This is a genomic window from Desulfosarcina ovata subsp. ovata (assembly GCF_009689005.1).
Classification (GTDB): Bacteria; Desulfobacterota; Desulfobacteria; order Desulfobacterales; family Desulfosarcinaceae; genus Desulfosarcina; species Desulfosarcina ovata.
This window is the reverse complement of record NZ_AP021879.1, coordinates 4832460-4851427: the sequence shown is the minus strand read 5'-3', so window position 1 is coordinate 4851427 and position 18968 is coordinate 4832460. Positions and strand designations below refer to the sequence as shown.

The 18968-nt window shown below is 57.3% G+C and carries 18 protein-coding genes; 13 read left to right on the top strand and 5 right to left on the bottom strand.

The features are described from left to right. Positions 1-8: 8 nt before the first annotated feature. Positions 9-812, bottom strand: a complete 804-nt coding sequence (gene fdhD / locus GN112_RS21380; RefSeq protein WP_231717087.1) for a formate dehydrogenase accessory sulfurtransferase FdhD — start codon at positions 810-812, stop codon at positions 9-11. 304 nt (positions 813-1116) lie between these two features. Here fdhD and GN112_RS21375 point away from each other — a divergent pair, with 304 nt between their 5' ends. From GN112_RS21375 to GN112_RS21325, 11 genes are all read left to right on the top strand, one after another. Then, positions 1117-1986 carry a Druantia anti-phage system protein DruA gene (locus tag GN112_RS21375; RefSeq protein WP_162458872.1) on the top strand — a complete coding sequence of 290 codons (870 nt, stop codon included), beginning with the start codon at positions 1117-1119 and terminating at the stop codon, positions 1984-1986. Positions 1987-1989: 3 nt separating this feature from the next. Continuing rightward, the gene (locus GN112_RS21370) at positions 1990-3516 is read left to right on the top strand and encodes a transposase family protein (protein WP_155311552.1); all 1527 of its coding nucleotides are present in this window, start codon (positions 1990-1992) and stop codon (positions 3514-3516) included. 314 nt (positions 3517-3830) lie between these two features. Next, a complete protein-coding gene (gene rplU / locus GN112_RS21365; protein WP_155312072.1) occupies positions 3831-4142 on the top strand; it encodes a 50S ribosomal protein L21 in 312 nt (103 codons plus the stop codon). A 75-nt stretch (positions 4143-4217) separates the two neighbouring features. After that, entirely contained in the window at positions 4218-4472 is a 255-nt protein-coding gene (rpmA, locus tag GN112_RS21360; RefSeq protein WP_155312071.1) for a 50S ribosomal protein L27, read from the top strand. Next, positions 4469-5491, top strand: coding sequence for a GTPase ObgE (gene obgE / locus GN112_RS21355; RefSeq protein ID WP_155312070.1), 1023 nt, complete (start codon positions 4469-4471; stop codon positions 5489-5491). The genes rpmA and obgE overlap by 4 nt, the downstream gene beginning before the upstream one ends. Continuing rightward, positions 5463-6608, top strand: coding sequence for a glutamate 5-kinase (proB, locus tag GN112_RS21350; protein ID WP_155312069.1), 1146 nt, complete (start codon positions 5463-5465; stop codon positions 6606-6608). The genes obgE and proB overlap by 29 nt, the downstream gene beginning before the upstream one ends. Before the next feature lie 28 nt (positions 6609-6636). Next, complete coding sequence (locus tag GN112_RS21345; protein ID WP_155312068.1) at positions 6637-7893, top strand: glutamate-5-semialdehyde dehydrogenase; 1257 nt, start codon at positions 6637-6639, stop codon at positions 7891-7893. Positions 7894-7957: 64 nt separating this feature from the next. Continuing rightward, positions 7958-8623: a nicotinate (nicotinamide) nucleotide adenylyltransferase gene (gene nadD, locus GN112_RS21340; protein ID WP_155312067.1), complete on the top strand. Its 666-nt coding sequence runs from the start codon at positions 7958-7960 to the stop codon at positions 8621-8623. Then, positions 8620-9039, top strand: coding sequence for a ribosome silencing factor (rsfS, locus tag GN112_RS21335; RefSeq protein ID WP_155312066.1), 420 nt, complete (start codon positions 8620-8622; stop codon positions 9037-9039). The genes nadD and rsfS overlap by 4 nt, the downstream gene beginning before the upstream one ends. Before the next feature lie 30 nt (positions 9040-9069). Further along, entirely contained in the window at positions 9070-10611 is a 1542-nt protein-coding gene (gene gpmI, locus GN112_RS21330; protein WP_155312065.1) for a 2,3-bisphosphoglycerate-independent phosphoglycerate mutase, read from the top strand. 132 nt (positions 10612-10743) lie between these two features. Next, positions 10744-11226: a regulatory protein RecX gene (locus GN112_RS21325; RefSeq protein WP_155312064.1), complete on the top strand. Its 483-nt coding sequence runs from the start codon at positions 10744-10746 to the stop codon at positions 11224-11226. A gap of 69 nt (positions 11227-11295) precedes the next feature. Here GN112_RS21325 and GN112_RS21320 read toward each other — a convergent pair whose 3' ends face one another. From GN112_RS21320 to GN112_RS33665, 4 genes are read right to left on the bottom strand one after another with little or no spacing between them, the layout of a single operon-like run. Further along, on the bottom strand, positions 11296-12147 hold the full coding sequence (locus GN112_RS21320; RefSeq protein ID WP_155312063.1) for a hypothetical protein: 852 nt from the start codon (positions 12145-12147) through the stop codon (positions 11296-11298). Continuing rightward, the gene (locus tag GN112_RS21315) at positions 12144-14231 is read right to left on the bottom strand and encodes an ATP-binding response regulator (protein WP_155312062.1); all 2088 of its coding nucleotides are present in this window, start codon (positions 14229-14231) and stop codon (positions 12144-12146) included. The genes GN112_RS21320 and GN112_RS21315 overlap by 4 nt, the downstream gene beginning before the upstream one ends. Next, complete coding sequence (locus GN112_RS21310; protein WP_155312061.1) at positions 14228-14620, bottom strand: response regulator; 393 nt, start codon at positions 14618-14620, stop codon at positions 14228-14230. The genes GN112_RS21315 and GN112_RS21310 overlap by 4 nt, the downstream gene beginning before the upstream one ends. Next, positions 14617-17193, bottom strand: a complete 2577-nt coding sequence (locus GN112_RS33665) for an ATP-binding protein (protein ID WP_231717086.1) — start codon at positions 17191-17193, stop codon at positions 14617-14619. The genes GN112_RS21310 and GN112_RS33665 overlap by 4 nt, the downstream gene beginning before the upstream one ends. Before the next feature lie 318 nt (positions 17194-17511). On the opposite strand from GN112_RS33665, the gene lexA reads away from it, so the two are divergent. Both lexA and GN112_RS21290 read left to right on the top strand, forming a co-directional pair. Continuing rightward, the gene (gene lexA, locus GN112_RS21295) at positions 17512-18141 is read left to right on the top strand and encodes a transcriptional repressor LexA (RefSeq protein ID WP_155312060.1); all 630 of its coding nucleotides are present in this window, start codon (positions 17512-17514) and stop codon (positions 18139-18141) included. 3 nt (positions 18142-18144) lie between these two features. Then, positions 18145-18963 (top strand): DUF72 domain-containing protein, encoded by an 819-nt coding sequence (locus GN112_RS21290; RefSeq protein WP_155312059.1) that lies wholly within the window; start codon positions 18145-18147, stop codon positions 18961-18963. The last annotated feature ends 5 nt before the right edge of the window (positions 18964-18968 follow it).

Genomic DNA, 18968 nt, shown 5'->3' with positions numbered 1-18968 from the left:
CGGTTGGATCACCCGGGCCAGACGAGGCGCCCTGCGTGGCAGTAGACATTCAGGCTGTCGCCCTTGCCCAGCGAGGCGAGGGTGATGTTCAGGGCCGTGGCCAGTTCGACGGCCAGTGCCGTCGGCCGGGAGACAGCCAGAATGACGGGGATGCGTGCCCGGGCGGCTTTCTGCACCAACTCGTAGCTGATGCGCGAGGAGAGGGTCAGCAGCCCTGCCCGGGGCAACCGGTTATCCAGGAAAATTTGTCCGATGGCCTTGTCCAGGGCGTTGTGACGGCCCACATCCTCGGCGATGGACAGCAGGTTCAACCCCGGATCGTAGATGGCCGCCGCATGGGCGGCACGGGTCTGCCGGCGTAGCGGCTGCAGCTCGCCAAGCCCCAGCAACCGCTCCCTGGCCGCATTGCCGTCGAGCGCCTCGGCGTCGGTCAACGGAGTAAGGGCCTGAACCAGGTCGGCGACGATCGATTTGCCGCAGATTCCACAGGAGGTTTGGCTGATATAGGTGCGCCGGTCCAGGTGGTCGGCGATACGGCGGCGCCGGTCGGCGGTGAGGGTGACGGTGACCACGTTGGTGTCTTCACCGTCGCAGAAGGCGATGTTGGTGATGTCACCGGGCGCGTCCACGATACCCTCGCCCAGGCAGAAACCGGCCACATGGGCCTTCTCGTCCCCCGGTGTGCGCATGACCACGGCGTAGGGTGCCCCCTGGATACGGATGGAAAGGGGCTCCTCGCCAATCAGATGCATGCTTGCGGTTGTGGTTTGCGATTTTTCAACAATGCGGATATCGTGCGGATGACTGTCCACGGCGTCTCCCTGACTGTGGTGGTAACGTTGGTTGCCCGAGAACGCCCGCCAGAACCACAATCGCCCGGCCGGCTGCCGAAAAATATAAGCCTTCAGCGCCGCTTGTCCACGGCTTTTCCCATTTCGGCGTCAGCACTGACGCATAACTATTTAAACCCACTGATACCAGCGAGATAGACAGACATCAAAAAAAGTTTGTCTCAAAATAGCTATAGACAAGCGATCGGGCTTTTGGTAGAGGTAGCATAGGATGTTTGTAAGCACGCATCATAGTCGTGACGCTACACTTGAAAAGGAGGTCGCTTTGATAGTCCAGTGTGGACGGCAGATTGAGAGTGAGGAGCTTGCGCAAATTCGCGAAACCGTTGAGACATTTTGGCGGTTGAGTCAGTGGGAGTTGGCCCAAACGGTATGTGAGCATTTGGGCTGGCACACCGCTTCCGGCGGCAATAAAGTGGACGCCTGCCTGAAGTTGCTCAAGCGTTTGGAAGCGCAAGGGCGCATACGATTGCCCGCTAAACGCGATAGCGGCCGCAAAAGCGGCAAGCAGCCGATAGCATCCCATCGGATCCAGCCTCAAGAGCCAGTCGTGGGCAAGCTTTCGGATATCGGGCCGATCCGGCTCAGGGTCGTACAAGGCAAAGCAGATAAGGCGCTTTTTAATGAATACCTGAGCCGTTACCACTACTTGGGGGACAAGAAGCCATTTGGATGTTATTTGCGCTATTTTGTCGAAGGCGCAGGCACGCTATTGGGGTGTATGCTGTTTTCAGGAGCGGCCAAAGCGCTAATCAAGAGAGATCAATGGATCGGCTGGAGCACCAACGAGCGACTGCGGAACCTGGGATTTGTTGTCAACAATGGGCGGTATTTGATTTTTCCGTGGGTAAAGGTCAGGTACTTGGCAAGCTGCGCATTGGGCAAGGCGATCAGGGAGTTGGGGCGGCACTGGCAGGAGCGCTGGGGCTATCGGCCGGTTTTGCTGGAAACCTTTGTCGATCCGCACTATTTCGATGGGACGTGCTACCGGGCGGCCAATTTTAGGTATCTTGGCATGACCCGCGGAATGGGGCTTATTCGACAGGGTCAAAGCTACGCCACCAGTCCGAAAAAGATCTTTGTTTATCCGCTGGCGGATAATTTTCGGCAAGTGTTATGTTCAGGGGAGGGCTGACGGATGAAAAAAACCAGCCGCAGACCCAGTCGTGAGCAGATCAAAGCCCAAATCAAACAGCGCAAACATGCACAGAAAAAATTGCGTCAGGATGAAAAGGCCAAGGGCTTTAAGGCGCCATCACATGCCACGATTTCAAACGGCAAGTGTAAATACGAAAGCATTGAGCAGGAGTACACTGCCCGCAATGAGGCGGTTGCCGAGAAAATAGGGATCTTTCGGGCCAAGATGCCTGTGCTGCTTAAGCAACTGTCCAAAATCGAGGACCCGAGAAATCCTAAAAAGATCAAGCACAATCTGTCGACCCTGATGATCTATGGGATACTGATGTTTGTTTTTCAGATGAGCTCTAGTCGCGAGGCCAACCGGGAGATGTCCCGGCCGCTGTTTTGGCAGAATCTGCAGTTTTTCTTCCCAGAGCTTGAAAGTTTGCCCCATCATGACACGCTCAAACGGTTACTGGCGGTGATCGACGTCAATCAAATCGAACAGTTGCATCTTGAGTTGATCCGGCAATTGATCCGGAAAAAGAAATTTCGGCGCTATTTGATTGACGAGTGCTATCCGATCGCGATCGATGGCACCGGCAAATTTAAGCGTGACTGGATTTGGGCCGAGGAGTGTTTGCAGCGCACCGTTACGCAAGCGGATGGGGAGCACCTTCAATACCATGTCTATATTTTAGAGGCCAATCTGGCGTTTCGCGATGGCATGACTATTCCGTTGATGAGTGAAATGTTAAGCTACACCGAAGGCGACACCGCCAATGATAAACAGGACTGCGAGCTTAAAGCCTTTTACCGATTGGCCCAACGCCTGAAGTCGGCCTTTCCGGCGCTGAAAATCATGGTGTTAATCGATGGGCTTTACGCCAAGGGTCCCGTGGTAGAGGTTTGCCGCAAAAATAAATGGCAGTTCATGATCGTCCTGAAAGACAAATCCCTTCCCAGCGTGATGAGTGAATTTGAAGCGCTTGCGGCACTTGAGATAAAAAATCGTTTCCGCCAGGGATGGGGCAACAGAAAACAGGTGTTCAAATGGGTAAACAGTATCGACTATCGGTTTGGTCCGAACGATAAAAAAAGCCAAATCCTGCACGTCGTCGAATGCCAAGAGCGCTGGCAACAGGTTAACCCGCAAACCGGGCAATTGGAGGACAAAAGCAGCCGACACGTGTGGCTGTCCAGCAAACCGTTGAACCGGTTTAATCTTCACGAACGGTGCAATCTGGGCGCACGCGCGCGCTGGGGCATCGAAACCGGTATCCTGGTTGAAAAACATCATGGATATCGCTATGAGCACTGCTTTTCGTATAACTGGAATGTCATGAAGGGATATCACTATTTAATGCGTCTGGGCCATATGTTCAACGTTTTGGCTCGCTATTCGGAACGGCTGGCCAAGGTCGTCAAAGATACCGGCGTGCGAGGCCTTATTCACTTTATTCGCGAGACCATAGCCAACCCCTGGTTGGATTATGAATGGCTGGAAATTCGTCTGGCCGCCCCTTTTCAGCTTCGGTTGGTGTAGCAGTAGCCGTACCAAAACAAAGCGAAACAGCCTCTCAAGCCTGGAAGAGATGGGAGTCCACGGTCAGACATAATTGAGATTATGTCATGACAATTGTCTGAGGAGCAAATCTTGGTCATAAAAGTGTGAAGACGTTAGCCGGGTGATGAAAAGTGGGGCCCTAATCGTGACCAACCCCTGATTCTTTTTATTCATGCGTCAGAGCTGTTTCGGCGTTGATTCAGTTTTTTTCTTGACAACGATATGGGAAAGTTTAATATTTCTTATTTTTTGAATTCAGGAAAAGGCATCTGGTTTTCACAGGAGGACAAAACATGTACGCAGTGGTTGCCACAGGCGGTAAACAATATAAGGTGGCCGAGGGAGATATTCTCAGGGTCGAAAAGCTTGCCGGTGACATCGGTTCGACGGTGGCCTTCGACAAGGTCCTTATATTTTCCGATGGTGAGAATGTCAAGATCGGCCAGCCCGAGGTCGATGGGGTAACCGTTCACGGGCAGATTGTGGCCCAGGGCAAGCAGAAGAAAGTGCTTGTCTTCAAGTTCAAACGCAGGAAACGCTACCGCCGCAAACAGGGTCATCGCCAGCCGTTTACGGCCGTTCGTATCGATCGCATCGAGGCGTAGTCGTTTATCCCAACACCTGCAAGGGTTGCCGCAACAGTATCGTACCGGCGCCCTTTTGTTATTGAGGAGAAAATCATGGCACATAAGAAAGCAGCCGGTAGTTCAAAAAACGGTCGTGACAGTAACGCCCAGCGTCGGGGAATCAAACGCTACGGCGGCCAGCAGGTGCTTGCCGGTAACATTTTGGTGCGCCAGGTGGGCACCAGAATTCATCCCGGCGTCAATGTGGGGATGGGCAAAGACTATACCCTTTTCGCCCTGATTGACGGTGTCGTTGCCTACGAACGAAAAGGTCGCGACCGCAAACAGGTCAGTGTCTATGCCGCGTGAAATTCATTGATGAAGTCCGCATTGCCGTCCAGTCGGGAAAAGGTGGTGCCGGTTGTGTCAGTTTCCGCAGGGAAAAATACATTCCCAAAGGCGGACCGGACGGCGGCGATGGCGGGCGCGGCGGCGATGTTGTTCTAAAGACAACCACCAAAAAGCGGACACTCTACCATCTTCGTTTCCAGCAGCTGTACAAGGCCAAAAACGGGGCCGGCGGGCAGGGTCAGAACCGTTTCGGCAAGGGCGGCGACGATCTGATCATTGAACTGCCACCCGGCACCCTGGTGATCAACGCCGATACCGGAGAGCTCATCAAAGACCTCGTCGATCCCGACGAGGTCTTTGTCGTTGCGAAAGGCGGCCGGGGCGGTCTGGGCAATGCCCGCTTCAAGTCGTCGACCAACCGTACGCCGCGCTTCGCCCAGCCGGGTGAACCCGGAGAGACCCTGGCGTTGCGCCTGGAATTGAAGCTGCTGGCCGATGTGGGGATCGTGGGGCTGCCCAATGCCGGCAAATCGACATTGGTTTCGGCTCTCTCCTCGGCCCGACCCAAGATCGCCGATTATCCCTTTACCACCCTGACACCCAATCTGGGGGTGATTCAGACCGGCTATCGGGAACCGTTCATCGTTGCCGATATTCCCGGGTTGATCGAAGGCGCCCATACGGGACTGGGACTGGGCGTGCGGTTTCTGCGGCATGTGGAACGCACCCGCGTACTGTTGCACCTGGTGGATGTCGCGGCCATCGATCCGGACCAGCCGCTCAGGGATCTTGAAACCGTCAACCGGGAGCTCAAGCAGTACAGCCGGGCACTGACCGATAAACCCCAGGTGGTGGTGCTGAACAAAATGGATGTGGCCTGGGCCGATGATGCGGCCGCCCTCTTCGAGGAGGCCTATGGCAAGGGGTCCCTGCTACGGATTTCTGCGGCGGCCGGCAGTGGCCTCGACCAATTGACCGAAACGCTTTGCGAATTGTTGGACCAACTTGATGACGCACAACCGGAAGCAGACGGGTAAACCCATTTCAAGGGCCGTGGTAAAGGTGGGCAGCAATGTCCTCACGACCCGGTCCGGGCTGAACATCGAAGCCATCGACGGCATCAGCAGCCAGATCTGCAACCTGCTCGATCAGGGGATCGAAATCATCCTGGTCTCTTCGGGGGCCATGGCCTCAGGGATGAAAAAGATGGGGGTTGCCAGACGGCCCGAGGCGATTCCCAAACGCCAGGCCATTGCCGCCGTGGGCCAGGCGGGGCTGATCCGCGAGTGGGAAAAGGCCTTTTCCCGGTTCGATCGCCGGGTGGCCCAGATCCTGCTCACCAGCGACGATCTGACCAGCCGCAAACGTTACCTGAATGCGCGCAATACCATGAATACCCTGCTCGAGTGGCAGGTGGTGCCGATCATCAACGAAAACGACACCATCATGGTCGAGGAGATCAAACTGGGGGATAACGACAATCTGGCTGCCATGATCGCCCTGCAGCTGGATGCCGACATCTTCATCAATTTGACCGATATTGACGGGCTTTACGACAAGGACCCCCGCATTCACGCCGATGCCCGGCTGATTCCGCGGGTTGCCACGTACAGCAAAAGCATCGAAAAGTATGCCGGCGACATTCCCGGCGCCCTGGGGACGGGGGGCATGCTGAGCAAGATCAAGGCGGCCCGCAAAGTCACCGCGGCGGGTATTCCCATGGTCATCGCCAAGGGCTACCGGCCGGACATCCTGATTCGTCTGGCGGCCGGCGAAGCCCACGGGACCTTTTTCGTGCCCAGAGACCAAAAGCTCAACCGCAAGAAATGCTGGATCGGCTACACGGTCAAAACCAGTGGAACCATTAAAATCGATGCCGGCGCCGCTAAGGCACTGCTCGCCAACGGCAAAAGCCTGCTGCCCGGGGGGATCGTCGGCGTCGAGGGGAAATTTCCCATTGGCGCACCGGTGGCTGTGGTCAATGGAAGCGGTGAACTCATCGGTAACGGCCTGGTTAACTACAATGCCGATGAGATCCGTTCCATCATGGGGCTCAAGAGCGGTCAGATCAAGGCGCGACTGGGCCAGAAGACCTACGACGAAGTGATTCATCGGGACAACCTGGTAATTACCGGTGAGCCGGAGAATGACTGACGGACACCCTTTTCCTTGAGGAGCGAACATGGATATCGAGCAAACCATTTGTCAGATGGCCCGCGACGCCAAAAAAGCCGCTGCCGTGATCAGTCGATGCACCACCACCCAGAAGAACCAGGTGCTGACCGCCATGGCCGACCTTCTGGAGGCCAAGGCCGAATCGATTTTCACCGAAAACCGCAAGGATCTCGAACGGGCCAAGGTCGCCGGGCTCTCGGCCGCCATGATCGACCGGCTGACCGTTTCGGAACAAACCATTGCCAGCATGGCCGGCGGCCTGCGGGAAGTGGCCGCTTACACGGATCCGGTGGGCACCATGGATCAGACCCAGGTACGGCCCAACGGCCTGCGGGTGGCCCGGATGCGCATTCCCCTCGGCGTGATCGGCATCATCTATGAATCCCGGCCCAATGTGACCATCGATGCGGCCGGCCTGTGTCTCAAATCGGGCAATGCCGTGATCCTGCGGGGCGGCTCGGAGGCGATGCATTCCAACCAGGCCCTGGCCGCCATTATCGGACAGGCCCTGGAAAGTGCCGGACTGCCCCCCCAGGCGGCCCAGGTGGTGCCGACCGAGGATCGCAGTGCCATTAACGCCCTTCTGGCCCAGGAGGAATTCGTCGACCTGATTATCCCCCGGGGCGGTGAGGGGCTGATCCGTTTCGTGGTCGAACATTCCAAAATCCCCGTGCTCAAGCATTACAAGGGGGTCTGCCATGTTTTCGTGGACGAATCCGCCGACTTTGCGATGGCCGAAGCGATTGCGCTGAATGCCAAGGCCCAGCGCCCGGGGGTGTGCAACGCCATGGAAACCCTTTTGGTGCACCAGTCCGTGGCCGCTGAATTCCTGCCCGCCATGGCCCGGCGCTTTGCTGAGGCCAGGGTCGAGCTGCGCGGCTGTTCCCGGACCCTGGCCATCCTGCCCGATATCCCCGCGGCCACCGATGCGGACTGGCCGGCCGAGTACCTGGATCTGATCCTGGCGGTGAAGGTGGTCGATGACATGGATGCGGCCATGTCCCATATCGCCGAGTACGGCTCCAGTCACACGGAGGCCATTGTCACGAGCGATTACCGCCGGGCTCAGCGCTTTGTCCGGGAAGTGGATGCGTCGGTGGTCCTGGTCAATGCCTCCACCCGCTTCAATGACGGCGGCCAACTGGGGCTGGGCGCGGAAATGGGGATCAGCACATCCAAACTGCACGCTTTCGGCCCCATGGGCCTCGAGGAGTTAACGACCCGGAAATTTGTGGTGCTAGGTGACGGGCAGGTGCGGTCCTAGCGACTTTTTACGAGGCCCTCAACGGTTATCCCTCCGGAAGATATCCTCAATTGCGGGAAGCGGTATGCGAGCTGGAATTTTCGGCGGTACGTTCAACCCGATCCATAACGGTCACCTGATGGTGGCCCGTCAGGTCCTGCAGCGCTTCTCCCTGGATCGCCTGTATATTGTTCCCTGTCGCCGACCGCCGCACAAACCCGAGGCCTCACTGGCCCCGGTGGTGCATCGGCTGGAGATGATCCGGATGGCCCTGCCGGCCGACGCGCGGTATGACATCTCCGATGTCGAACTGCAGCGCCGCGGTCCATCCTACACCATCGATACGGCCCGTCATTTCGCCAGCCGGATGGATGCCGGCGACGCCCTTTTTCTGGTCATGGGGCTGGATGCGTTCCTGGAACTGCACACCTGGAAAAGCCAGCGCCGGTTGCTGGAGACGGTGCAGCCGGTGGTGGTGACCCGTACGGTGGACACGGAGGGGCCGGAAACGGCACAACACCGGATGCAGGCTTACATCCGCAGCCACCTTGCCGGAACTTACGTGTACGTTGCCCGCCACCGCTGCTGGCAGCCGGCCGCGGCCGGGCAGGCCATTCATCTTTTGGCCACCGATCCCGTGGACGTGTCATCCAGCCAGATCCGGCGGCGCGTCAAGGCGGGAAAAAACATTGCCGCGCTTGTGCCGACGGCGGTGTGTGCGTATATTGAACAAAAAGGAATCTATCGATGACCGAACCATTTTTGGCCGAACTGGATGTTTACGTTAAATCCGCGCTGGGCCGAAAAGCCCGCCAGCCGGTGCTGCTGGATGTCCGCCACCTGACCAGCCTGGCCGATGCGTTTCTCATCTGCCACGGCACCTCCAACCGGCAGGTCAGCGCCATTGCCGAACACATCCAGCGGGACCTGAAAAAACAGGGCATCAAGGCGCTGAGCGTCGACGGGCTCAAGGACGGTCATTGGGTGCTGATGGACTACGGTCATGTGGTGATCCATGTGTTTTATGAAGACACGCGGCGCTTCTACGACCTGGAAGGACTCTGGTCGGATGCCCGGCGCCTCACTACGGCGAGCCTGGCCGACCGGGTCGACGAACCTGAACCCGAAGACGATACGGACATCGACGAAACGGTGTTTATCGAGTAATTTCCAATTCGGCCTTTACAGGAGCCCACCATGCAGAAAAAGACTCATATGCTGATCATTCTCGACGGTTGGGGCATTGGTGCCGACGAGCCCACCAACGCGGTACTGGTGGCGAACACGCCATTTCTCGATCGGCTTCAGACCACGTACCCCGCTACCCGGCTGGCCTGTTCCGGCCAGGATGTGGGACTCCCCGCCGGCATCATGGGCAACAGTGAGGTGGGGCACATGAACATCGGGGCCGGGCGGGTGGTTTACCAGGACCTGATGCGCATCGACAAGGCGATCCAGGACGGTGATTTTTTTGACAACCCCCAGCTTGGCGCGGTGATGGACGCCGTGGCCGATGGCGGCAAGTCGCTGCACCTGATGGGGCTGGTCTCCGACGGTGGCGTTCACAGCCAACTGACCCACCTTTTCGCCCTTTTGCGGCTGGCCCGTCAAAAGGGGCTGGACCGGGTCTATGTGCATGCCATTCTCGACGGCCGCGATACCCCGCCGGACAGCGGGGCCGGCTACCTCGGACAGCTGCTGGATCAATGCCAATCCATCGGCAGCGGCCAGGTGGCCTCCGTCTGCGGCCGTTATTATGCCATGGATCGCGACAAGCGCTGGGATCGCGTGGAAAAGGCGTACCGGCTGTACACCGAGGGCGAGGGCCGGCCGCAAACCGATCCCCTGGATGCCGTCAAGGCCGCCTACGGGCGCGGTGAAACCGATGAATTTGTCCAGCCGGTGGTAATGGTCGACGGTGACGGCCGGCCGGTGGGCACGGTGGCCGACGGCGACGGCATCATCTTTTTCAATTTTCGCGCCGACCGTGCCCGGGAGATCACCCGCGCCTTTACCGAAGAGGGCTTTGACGGGTTTTCGCGCCGGAAGGCGCCCAGATTGGCCAGTTATACCACCATGACCCTTTACGACGAGAGCTTCGATCTGCCCATGGCCTTCGGCCCGGTCCACCTGGAGAATATCCTTGGGGAGGTGATCAGCCGCCAGGGACTGCATCAATTGCGCATTGCCGAAACCGAGAAGTACGCCCACGTGACCTATTTTTTCAACGGCGGCGAGGAGACCCCGTTTGAAAACGAGGACCGCTGCCTGATTCCCTCCCCCCGTGAGGTGGCCACCTATGACCAGAAACCGGAAATGAGCGCGCCCCAGGTGGCCGACGAAGTCGTGGCCCGGCTCGATTCGGGAAAATACGATTTTATCGTGCTCAATTTTGCCAACATGGACATGGTGGGGCACAGCGGGGTGATGGCCGCCGCGGTCAAGGCCTGCGAGACCGTGGACCGTTGCCTGGAAACGGTGCTGAACAAGCTGCTGGCCCAGGGCGGGATGGCCCTGGTCACTGCCGATCATGGCAATTCGGAAAAGATGGCCGGGCCGGATGGCAAGCCCTTCACGGCCCACACCACCAATCCGGTGCGCCTGCTGCTGGTGGACGACGCGCACCGCTCGGCCCGCTTGCGGGAGGGGCGTCTGGGGGATATCGCGCCCACGATGCTGGCCCTGATTGGGCTGCCGCAGCCGGAGCAGATGACCGGTCACAGCCTGCTCGACGGCTGAATGCCGTTTCCGTGAAATGGCCACGCCTTCCCCGACTTTTTCGTACGCCTACGTTAGCCAACGCCAACAGTCAAGTGCTTCTTTTCGGGAAGGGCGTGTGGGGCGCAGGAACCGCTTCAACGGAACAACGCCATGCCAGCCGATCGTTCACAGAAAAACAGGACTCCAGAACCCGCCGCCATGGAAAGTGCGTTTCGCATCCTGGCCCGGCGGGATCACACCTGCCAGGAACTATCCGTCAAGCTGCGCGCAAAGGGATTCGCCCGCAGCGCCATCGACCATGCCCTGAAGCGCTGCCGTGATCTGGGCTATCTAAACGATGATCGGGTTGCCGGCGCCATGGCCGGCCAGTTGGCCCGGCGGGGGTATGGCCCCCTGCGTATCCGACAGACCCTTCTGCAAAAAGGGCTGGACGAAGGACTCGTCGACCGGTTGACGGGCCAATGGTGCGGTGAGGACGATCAGGTGCGGACAGCCCGGCGGTTGCTGGAAAAAAGACGCTCCCGTCTCGACCGGGAGAGCGATGCCTGGAAACGGCGCCAGAAGGCCTACCGCTATCTGGCCGGCCGCGGATTCGAAGCCGATGCGATCCACCGGGCCATTGACGGATTCTGAAGGATCGGCACGTCGCTGTTCACGAATTCTTTTTTTAAATTTCTGCAGCGTCTGAGCCACAATGCGCCTTTAGCGGCGCAGATAGGAAAAGTCGGCCTTAGGGCGTCCCACGTAACAGGCCTGGTTGAAGCGATAGCGCCGGATGATGGCCAGGGCCGCGCGCGCCTCGCTCTCGTTGTTCCCGAAATCGAACAGCCAGCGCCGGCCGGAGACGATCTTCCAGCGGCCCTGAATTTTGCTGACGGTCAGCGTGCCGGTATCGAAGGCCACACAATCTTCATCGGCCATGGCCCCTGTCGGCACGCCGCCTTTGGCCAGCATATAGGTGAAGGCGGTATGGGGGCGCCCGACAAAGCAGGCACGATCCATGCGGTAGTGCCGGATCACGTCGAGCGCCTTTCGGGCGGCGGCCGCATTATTACCGAAATCAAAGAGCCAGTGCGCCCCGTCGGTGATTTTCCAGCGGCCGCTCGCCTGCTGAACGCCGGTACGGGCGGGATCGAATTGAATACAGTCTTCGCCGGCAGACGGTTTGAGCCGGGTCAAAGGGCTGCTGGCATGGGCGGCGCTGTCCAGCCGGGTCCACCGGGACCCCTTGAAACCGCCGCTCCGCTCCACTGCCCGCAACCGCTGGCCATCCTTTTCAATCACCAGCTTCAGCTCCCCCGATCCGGTCGCGCGTCCCTTGGGAACGTTGATCCAGCGTCCCTCGATGCCGCCGTCAACCATGTGTCCGCTGAAAACGGTGGCCCATGCCGGCGGGGTGCCCTTGGCTTCGGCGTACCAGTAGAGCTGCCCCGCCTGCTCGCGCAGGTAATAGGTCCCCCCGTCGTTACAGGTCCAGCGCCCGGTCAGGTCGGCCCAGGCCGTTGCCGCCAGCAGACCGAACAGAAAAAAGGCAACCCCCGCCATGGTTTTCATGTGTCCCTCCCTTCCATTTTCAAGATTTCCCCCGGTCGTGTGAAACGATTGTGTCGATCCAATACGTTTCTGACGATTTTCGACAGGTCGGCTTTGACGATCGGCTTATGGACCAACGCCTTTATGCCTAATGCGTTTGCCGTTTGATCAGAAATTCGGTTGCTGTAACCCGTGCACAGGATAATGGGAATGTCAGATCGGACTTTCATCAATTCAACCGCCAGTTTGTCACCGGTCATGTTCGGCATGGTCATATCGGTGATCACCAGATCAAACGCGTTGGGCTTGGACCGGAAAAGCGCCAACGCCTCCACACTGCTTGTCCTTTGGGTCACGGAATAGCCGATGCCTGAAAGTATTTGGCAGCCAAGGTTGGCAATTGACGCTTCATCGTCCAGAAACAGAATTCGTTCGGTGCCCGAAGGCAGTTCCGCTATCTCACGCGGTTGGCCGGCTTTGTGGATCTTTTTGGTGATCGGCAAATAAATGGTGAACGCCGACCCTTTTCCCAATTCACTGTCGGCGCCTATTTTGCCACCATAACTTTCAACGATTCCATGAACCACGGAAAGTCCCAGTCCGGTGCCTTCTCCGGAGGCCTTTGTGGTAAAATAGGGCTCAAAAATAAATCCGATGATATCAGGCGGGATACCCGTGCCGGTATCCGAAACCGTCAGTTCAATATAATCCCCTGGTTTCAACGCAAGCGCTGAAGCGGAAGCTTTGTTTGCGATGGTCACATCCCTTAAGCCGACCTCCAGAATACCCCCTTTCTCCTGCATGGCATGGGCCGCGTTGGTGCATAGATTCATCAATATCTGATGAATCCGGGTTGCATTTCCCATGATCAGGGAATCACTCTCAACGGCCGGTTTGACCTCAATTGTGGCCGGAATCGATGAACGGATCAACTTGAGGACTTCTTTTACGATCGGGTGAAGCGGTATCGGCTTAACCTCTTCGTTGGCTTCCCGGGCCACCGCCAGGATCTGATTGACAAGGTCTTTGGCCCGTTTCCCGGCCGAGAACACTTCGTGCAGATAATCTTCAATCACCGAATCTTTTTCGACCTTGTCCAAGGTCAGTTCGGTATAGCCAATGATAGCGGTCAATATATTGTTGAAGTCATGGGCAATGCCCCCGGCAAGGGTCCCGATGGCCTCCATTTTTTGGGCTTGCTGCAGTTGTTTCTCCAGATTTTTCTGTTGAATTTCGATGTTCTTTTTAGTGCTGATATCTCTTACCAAGCCAATGGCATGCCATTTCCCATGGATTTTGACTCCAGATAGCGACAGCTCTGCCGGAAACTCCGTGCCATCCTTTTTTTTGCCTGCCAATTCGGTGATTTTGTCCACTGCCGGACCTTCCCCGGTTTCCCTGAAGCCGGGGAATCGATGATGATAGGCCTTGTGAAATCGGGACGGCGTAAGGGCGAGATGCAAATCAGATCCGATGATTTCCTGTTGGGAATAGCCAAAAACACGTTCTGCGGATTGATTCCAGAAGGATACTTTGCCCTGGTCATCCATCATGACAATCGCATCCTGAACGGATGCCGTAATCCGGCGCAGGGTCTCTTCGACCTCTTTTCGTTTTTCGAGCTCTTCCTCCAACTCGACCATTTTTTTCTCAAGTTTCCTGACCAGTCGCTCGCTGTAAAGCTTGAGGATTTCCTCTTCGCTTGCCTGTTCCGGCTGCGTGAGGGGTTGATGATGGGGGCCGGCTGCGATCAATGTCTCAACGATTCCCATGAAGATATCCGGCTCGCAGGGCTTTTGAATGAAGCGGTCCGCACCGATCGTCATGGCAAACGCCTCATCCTGGGGACCGGTATAGGTGGCCGTATAGATAATGAACGGGATCCGGCGAAAACGCGCGTCGGCCTTTACCTTGCGGCACAACTGAAACCCATCCATCACCGGCATGAGAATATCGCTGATGATCAGTTCGATCCCACCATCCGTGATGATTTCAAAAGCCTTCGCACCATTTGTGGCCGACCGCACATCATGCCCGCTGCCGTTGAGCATGCTTTCCAGCAGATACCGGTTGACTTCATGGTCATCAACAATGAGAATATTCACTTTTGCTTCTCCTGAGCGCCGCGCGCCATCGACATGTATTGAACGATCTCGGCAACGAAGGTTTCCGGGTCGATCGGTTTTTCTATGTAACCGGTGGCCCCGGCAGCCAGGATCCGTTCCCGATCTCCCACCATGGCATATGACGTCACCGCAATGATCGGCGCATCCAGTTCCGCATGTGCCTTGAGTGCCGCAGCCACGGCATGGCCGTCCATTTCGGGCAGCTGAATGTCCAGCAAGATGGCATGTGGACGGTACTGCAGCGCCACGTCAATGCCTTGGCGGCCGTTTTCCGCACCAATGACGATGAAGCCATTTTTTTCCAAAAGAAATCGCATCATGTACATATTTTGCGGGTTGTCTTCGATGATCAATATGGTATCGCTCATGACAATTCTCCCGCCGGCCCCTGTTGCGGAAAGCGCATGGTGAACGTGCTGCCCTTGCCCCACTGGCTTTTCACATCGATGGTCCCCCCCATCAGATCCATCAGTTTTTTGCAAATGGAAAGCCCCAGCCCCGTTCCCTCGTGTTTGCGTGACAGTCCGGTATCGACCTGGTGAAATGGTTGGAAAAGGCCTGACAGCGCTTCGGGTTGCATCCCGATCCCGGTATCCGAAATGGATAACCGGTACTGCTTGTTGTCGGTCCGGCAATAAATGTGGACATGCCCCTTTTCGGTGAATTTCAGAGCATTGTTGAGCAAATTGAGGATCACCTGTTCCAGTCGCCGCTGGTCCGCGGTCACCAAATCGACATTCTCGGATATGTCTATCTTGATATCAAGTCCCTTTTTTTCGGCCAGTGGCGCAACGATCCTGACGATTTTCTCAATGGACGGCCGCAATTCAAAGGGTGAGTAAGAAAGCTCCAGTTGGCCGGCTTCGATTTTGGAAATATCCAGCACATCGTTAATCAGCGCCAGAAGATGGCGGGAACTGATTTGCACCATGCTCAATTGTTTTTTCTGCTCCTCATTCAACGGGCCGGCGAACTCCTGGAGCAGGATACCGGTAAAGCCGATAATCGAATTCAGCGGCGTGCGCAATTCATGGGACATGGTGGCCAGAAAGGCGGATTTGAGCCGATCGGCAGACTCGGCGCGCTCCTTGGCGACCACCAGTTCCGCCGTGCGCTCGGCCACGCGTTTTTCCAGGACCTGCGCATGTTCCCGCAACTCAATATTCAAACGGTGAATCTGTTCCTCCGCCGCCTTGCGGGCAGTGATATCGGAACCGATACTGAGGATCTCCTTGACCTGTCCCTGTTCATCGAGAACGACTTTGTTTGTCCAGTCGATCCAGACGCGCTCGCCATTGCGACGCATGTTCTCATTGATATTCCGTTCAAAGGCATGGGGATCCGTGCTGATCTCCTCCATCAGTTGCCGCAGATCCCGTCCGCTGCGTTCACTTTCCGGAACGATCGTTCCGACGATGTGCCGGCCGAGGATTTCCGTTTCCGTATATCCAAAAAAGCGCCGGCCGAATTGATTCAGGAAAGTGATCCGCCCATCGCGCGACCAGCGCAGGATGATGCTGTTGGCCAGCATCACCAGTTCGCGGTATTTCAGTTCACTGGCACGCAGTGTCGCCTCGAATCGCTGCTGGGCCTCCCGTCGCTGCGCTTCGGCCTGGGCGTAGGCAACTCGCATTCGGTGGCTGTGGATGCCAAAAGAGAGGTCATTGGCAAGCTCCGTAAGCTGGACGACCGCCTCCGCACCGAACGCGTCGGAATCCGCCGAATAGATGCACATGACACCCAGTTTTTCTCCATCGGCCAGCAAGGGGAGTGCCAGTACCGAGGCATAGCCTTCCTTGAGCGCATCGGCCCGCCAGGATTCGAATGTCTTATCCGTCAAAATATGCCGGGCGGAACAGGGTTGGCCGCTTCGGAGGGTTTTTTGGATTAAGGGATGGATGGGGGGGGCGGCCGGGCCATTGTCCGCCTTTGCGGTAACGGGGGTGCCACCCCCGGCGCGAACCTGGGACACGGGACGGAGATTGTCATCGGTCTCCGGACCGGTGAAACCGATCCATGCAAACCGGTAGCCGCCGATTTCGACAATGATGCGACAGATGGCCTCAAGCAATCCGGCTTCGTCAGTGGAGCGCACCAATGCCTGATTGCACTCGCTGAGGGTCCGCAGTACCCGGTTCATTTGGTTCAGCTCCCGGGTGCGCGTATTGACCTGATGCTTGAGGACAACGCTTCCCAGCAGGCTCGTCAGCAGCACCACACAGACAACCATGCCCAATGCCTGGAGCCATATGGGCCATTGAAACCGGACTTCCTCGGAAACCCATCGTTTCAGCGAGCGATAGTAGACTGATTGCGGATCTTTTTTCAGATTCAACAGCTGGGCGTCAATCGTATCCAGCAATTGACCGGGGGCTTTGTGCGGTGCCGCGAAAAACAAGTTGCTGGGGTGAAAAATCACCGCTGTATCCTCAAGGTCGAACTTTTTCGCATGCATCAGTCCGAAAAAGCGGTTGGTGATCGCCGCATCGACCTGATTGTCTGCAACCCGCTCGAAGATGGTCTGGTAGTCCGGCAGAGAGACGAGGCGCGTCTCCAGTTCGAAGCTGGCGGCAAGCTGTGTAAATGTATCCTGTTGAACCGAACGATCCAGCACGGCAACGCGTTTGCCCCTAAGATCCAATATCGATTTGATTCCGCTGCCCCTGCGGGCATAAACCTGAAACCAGGAGGAGAGGACGGGCCTTTTGTGAAACCGAAACAGTTTTTCTCTTTCCGACGAGTAGGCCACGTCGGGCATAAGATCGATTTCCCCTTTTCCCAGACGCTCCAGGCCCTCGCTCCAGGTACCGTGGACATATTGCAGATGCCAGCCTTCGTCCTTCGCAATGGACGCGATGATATCGATGAAGATCCCCGCCGGTTGACCATCGGCGGCGGTGAAAATTTTGGGTGCGTTTTCATATACCCCGACTTTTACCATCCGATCGCCGGTGCCTGCCGATATCGTTCCTGAAAATAATAAAATGGATAAAAGAACGAGCCGTTTTATCGATAGACGGCCGTGACACAAAAGTTGGCAGTGGCTTGACATTACTTGGTTCCTTCTACGGAATTCATAATTTTTTGACAGAGTCATCTGTATTCGAAGAGGAGCGGTGGGCACAAGGATTTTATCTGTTCTTTTAAATAGGGTTGCCCTGCATGTAAAGTTAAAAGAATAGATCTGTTTATACATTGACATATACATTTGTTCATCTATAATGGGCGTTGACCTGTCATTGACGGATGTGGAGGCATCATGGCACCTGAACTGACCCCCGGCCAGCAGCGCCTGTTTGATTATATGAAAAAAACCATCGAACGTACCGGCCGCAGCCCCAGCCTGCGCCAAGCGGCCGGAGATCTGGGGGTCAGCCATGGCGCCGTTTCCCAACACCTTAAAATCTTGGAACAAAAAGGCGTCCTCAAGCGTCAGGGACGCTACAGCCGGACGATTCACCTGATCGGCCCCATCGGTAACAAGGCGGCGGTCCAACGCTGGCGGGAGATACCCATCGTGGGCCGCGTCACCGCCGGTTTGCCGTTGTATGCCCAGCAGGAATGGGAGGGCAGCCTGGTGCTGGACAGCGCCCTGTATCGCGGCCAACACCTGTTTGCCCTGCGGGTGCAAGGGAATTCCATGCGGGGGGCGGGTATCCTGGATGGTGATTTGGCCATCTGCACGCCGCGCCAATATGCCCAAAACGGAGAGATCGTCGTGGCCCTGATCCACGGGGAAGAGGCCACGGTAAAACGCTTCTTTTCCCATACGGATCATGTGGAGCTGCGGCCGGAAAATCCCGATTACGCGGTGATGCGTTACGGGTTCGACGAAGTCCTGGTGCAGGGACGGGTCGTCGGAATCCAGAGAGTGATGGAGACGGGTTAAGCGATGGCTACGAAAACCTCAAACACCAATATTCCCCCCATCCTGATCGGCACCAGCGGATATGCCTACAGCGAATGGGTGGATGCCGGTTTTTACCCTCCCGGTACCGGTTCGGCACGCATGCTGGAACACTACACGCGTTTTTTTTCGGTGACCGAGATCAACTACACCTGGTATCAGATGCCCAAGGCGCCGGCCATGGACCGCATGCGCCGCAAGGTGCCGGAGGGGTTTTATTTTGCCGCCAAACTCACCCGCACCCTGACCCACGAAGTGGACCCTGACGGATGGCCGGCCCAGGCCGCCCGATACCGGGAAGGAATCGCCCCCCTGATGCAGTCGGGCCAACTGCTGGCCGTTCTCGTCCAACTGCCCCCCTTCTTTCGACGCAATCCGCAAAATCGCCGTTACCTGGCCAAGCTCCTGGACGCCCTTGCCGGTCTGCCTCTGGCTGTGGAATTCCGCCACGTCTCCTGGGCCACGGAGCGGGTCTTCACCGGCCTCAAGGAGCGCCGGGTGGCCCTGGTCTGCGTGGATGTTCCGGACCTGCCGGACCTCTTTCCGCCCCTTTGCCGGGTCACCAGCCCCGATCTTTTCTACGTCCGCTTCCACGGCCGCAATGCCGGCGGATGGCGGTCGGGCAAGATGCAGAAGCAGTTCGATTACGACTACAGTGAGGCCGAACTGGCCGGCTGGAGTCGGCAGCACATTCCCGAAATGGCCCAAAAAGCCACCACCGGCATCATCTTTTTCAACAATCACGTTCGTGGGCAGGCCCCGAGAAACGCGCAAATGTTGATGGCGCAGATGGCGGGTTGGTGAGCAAT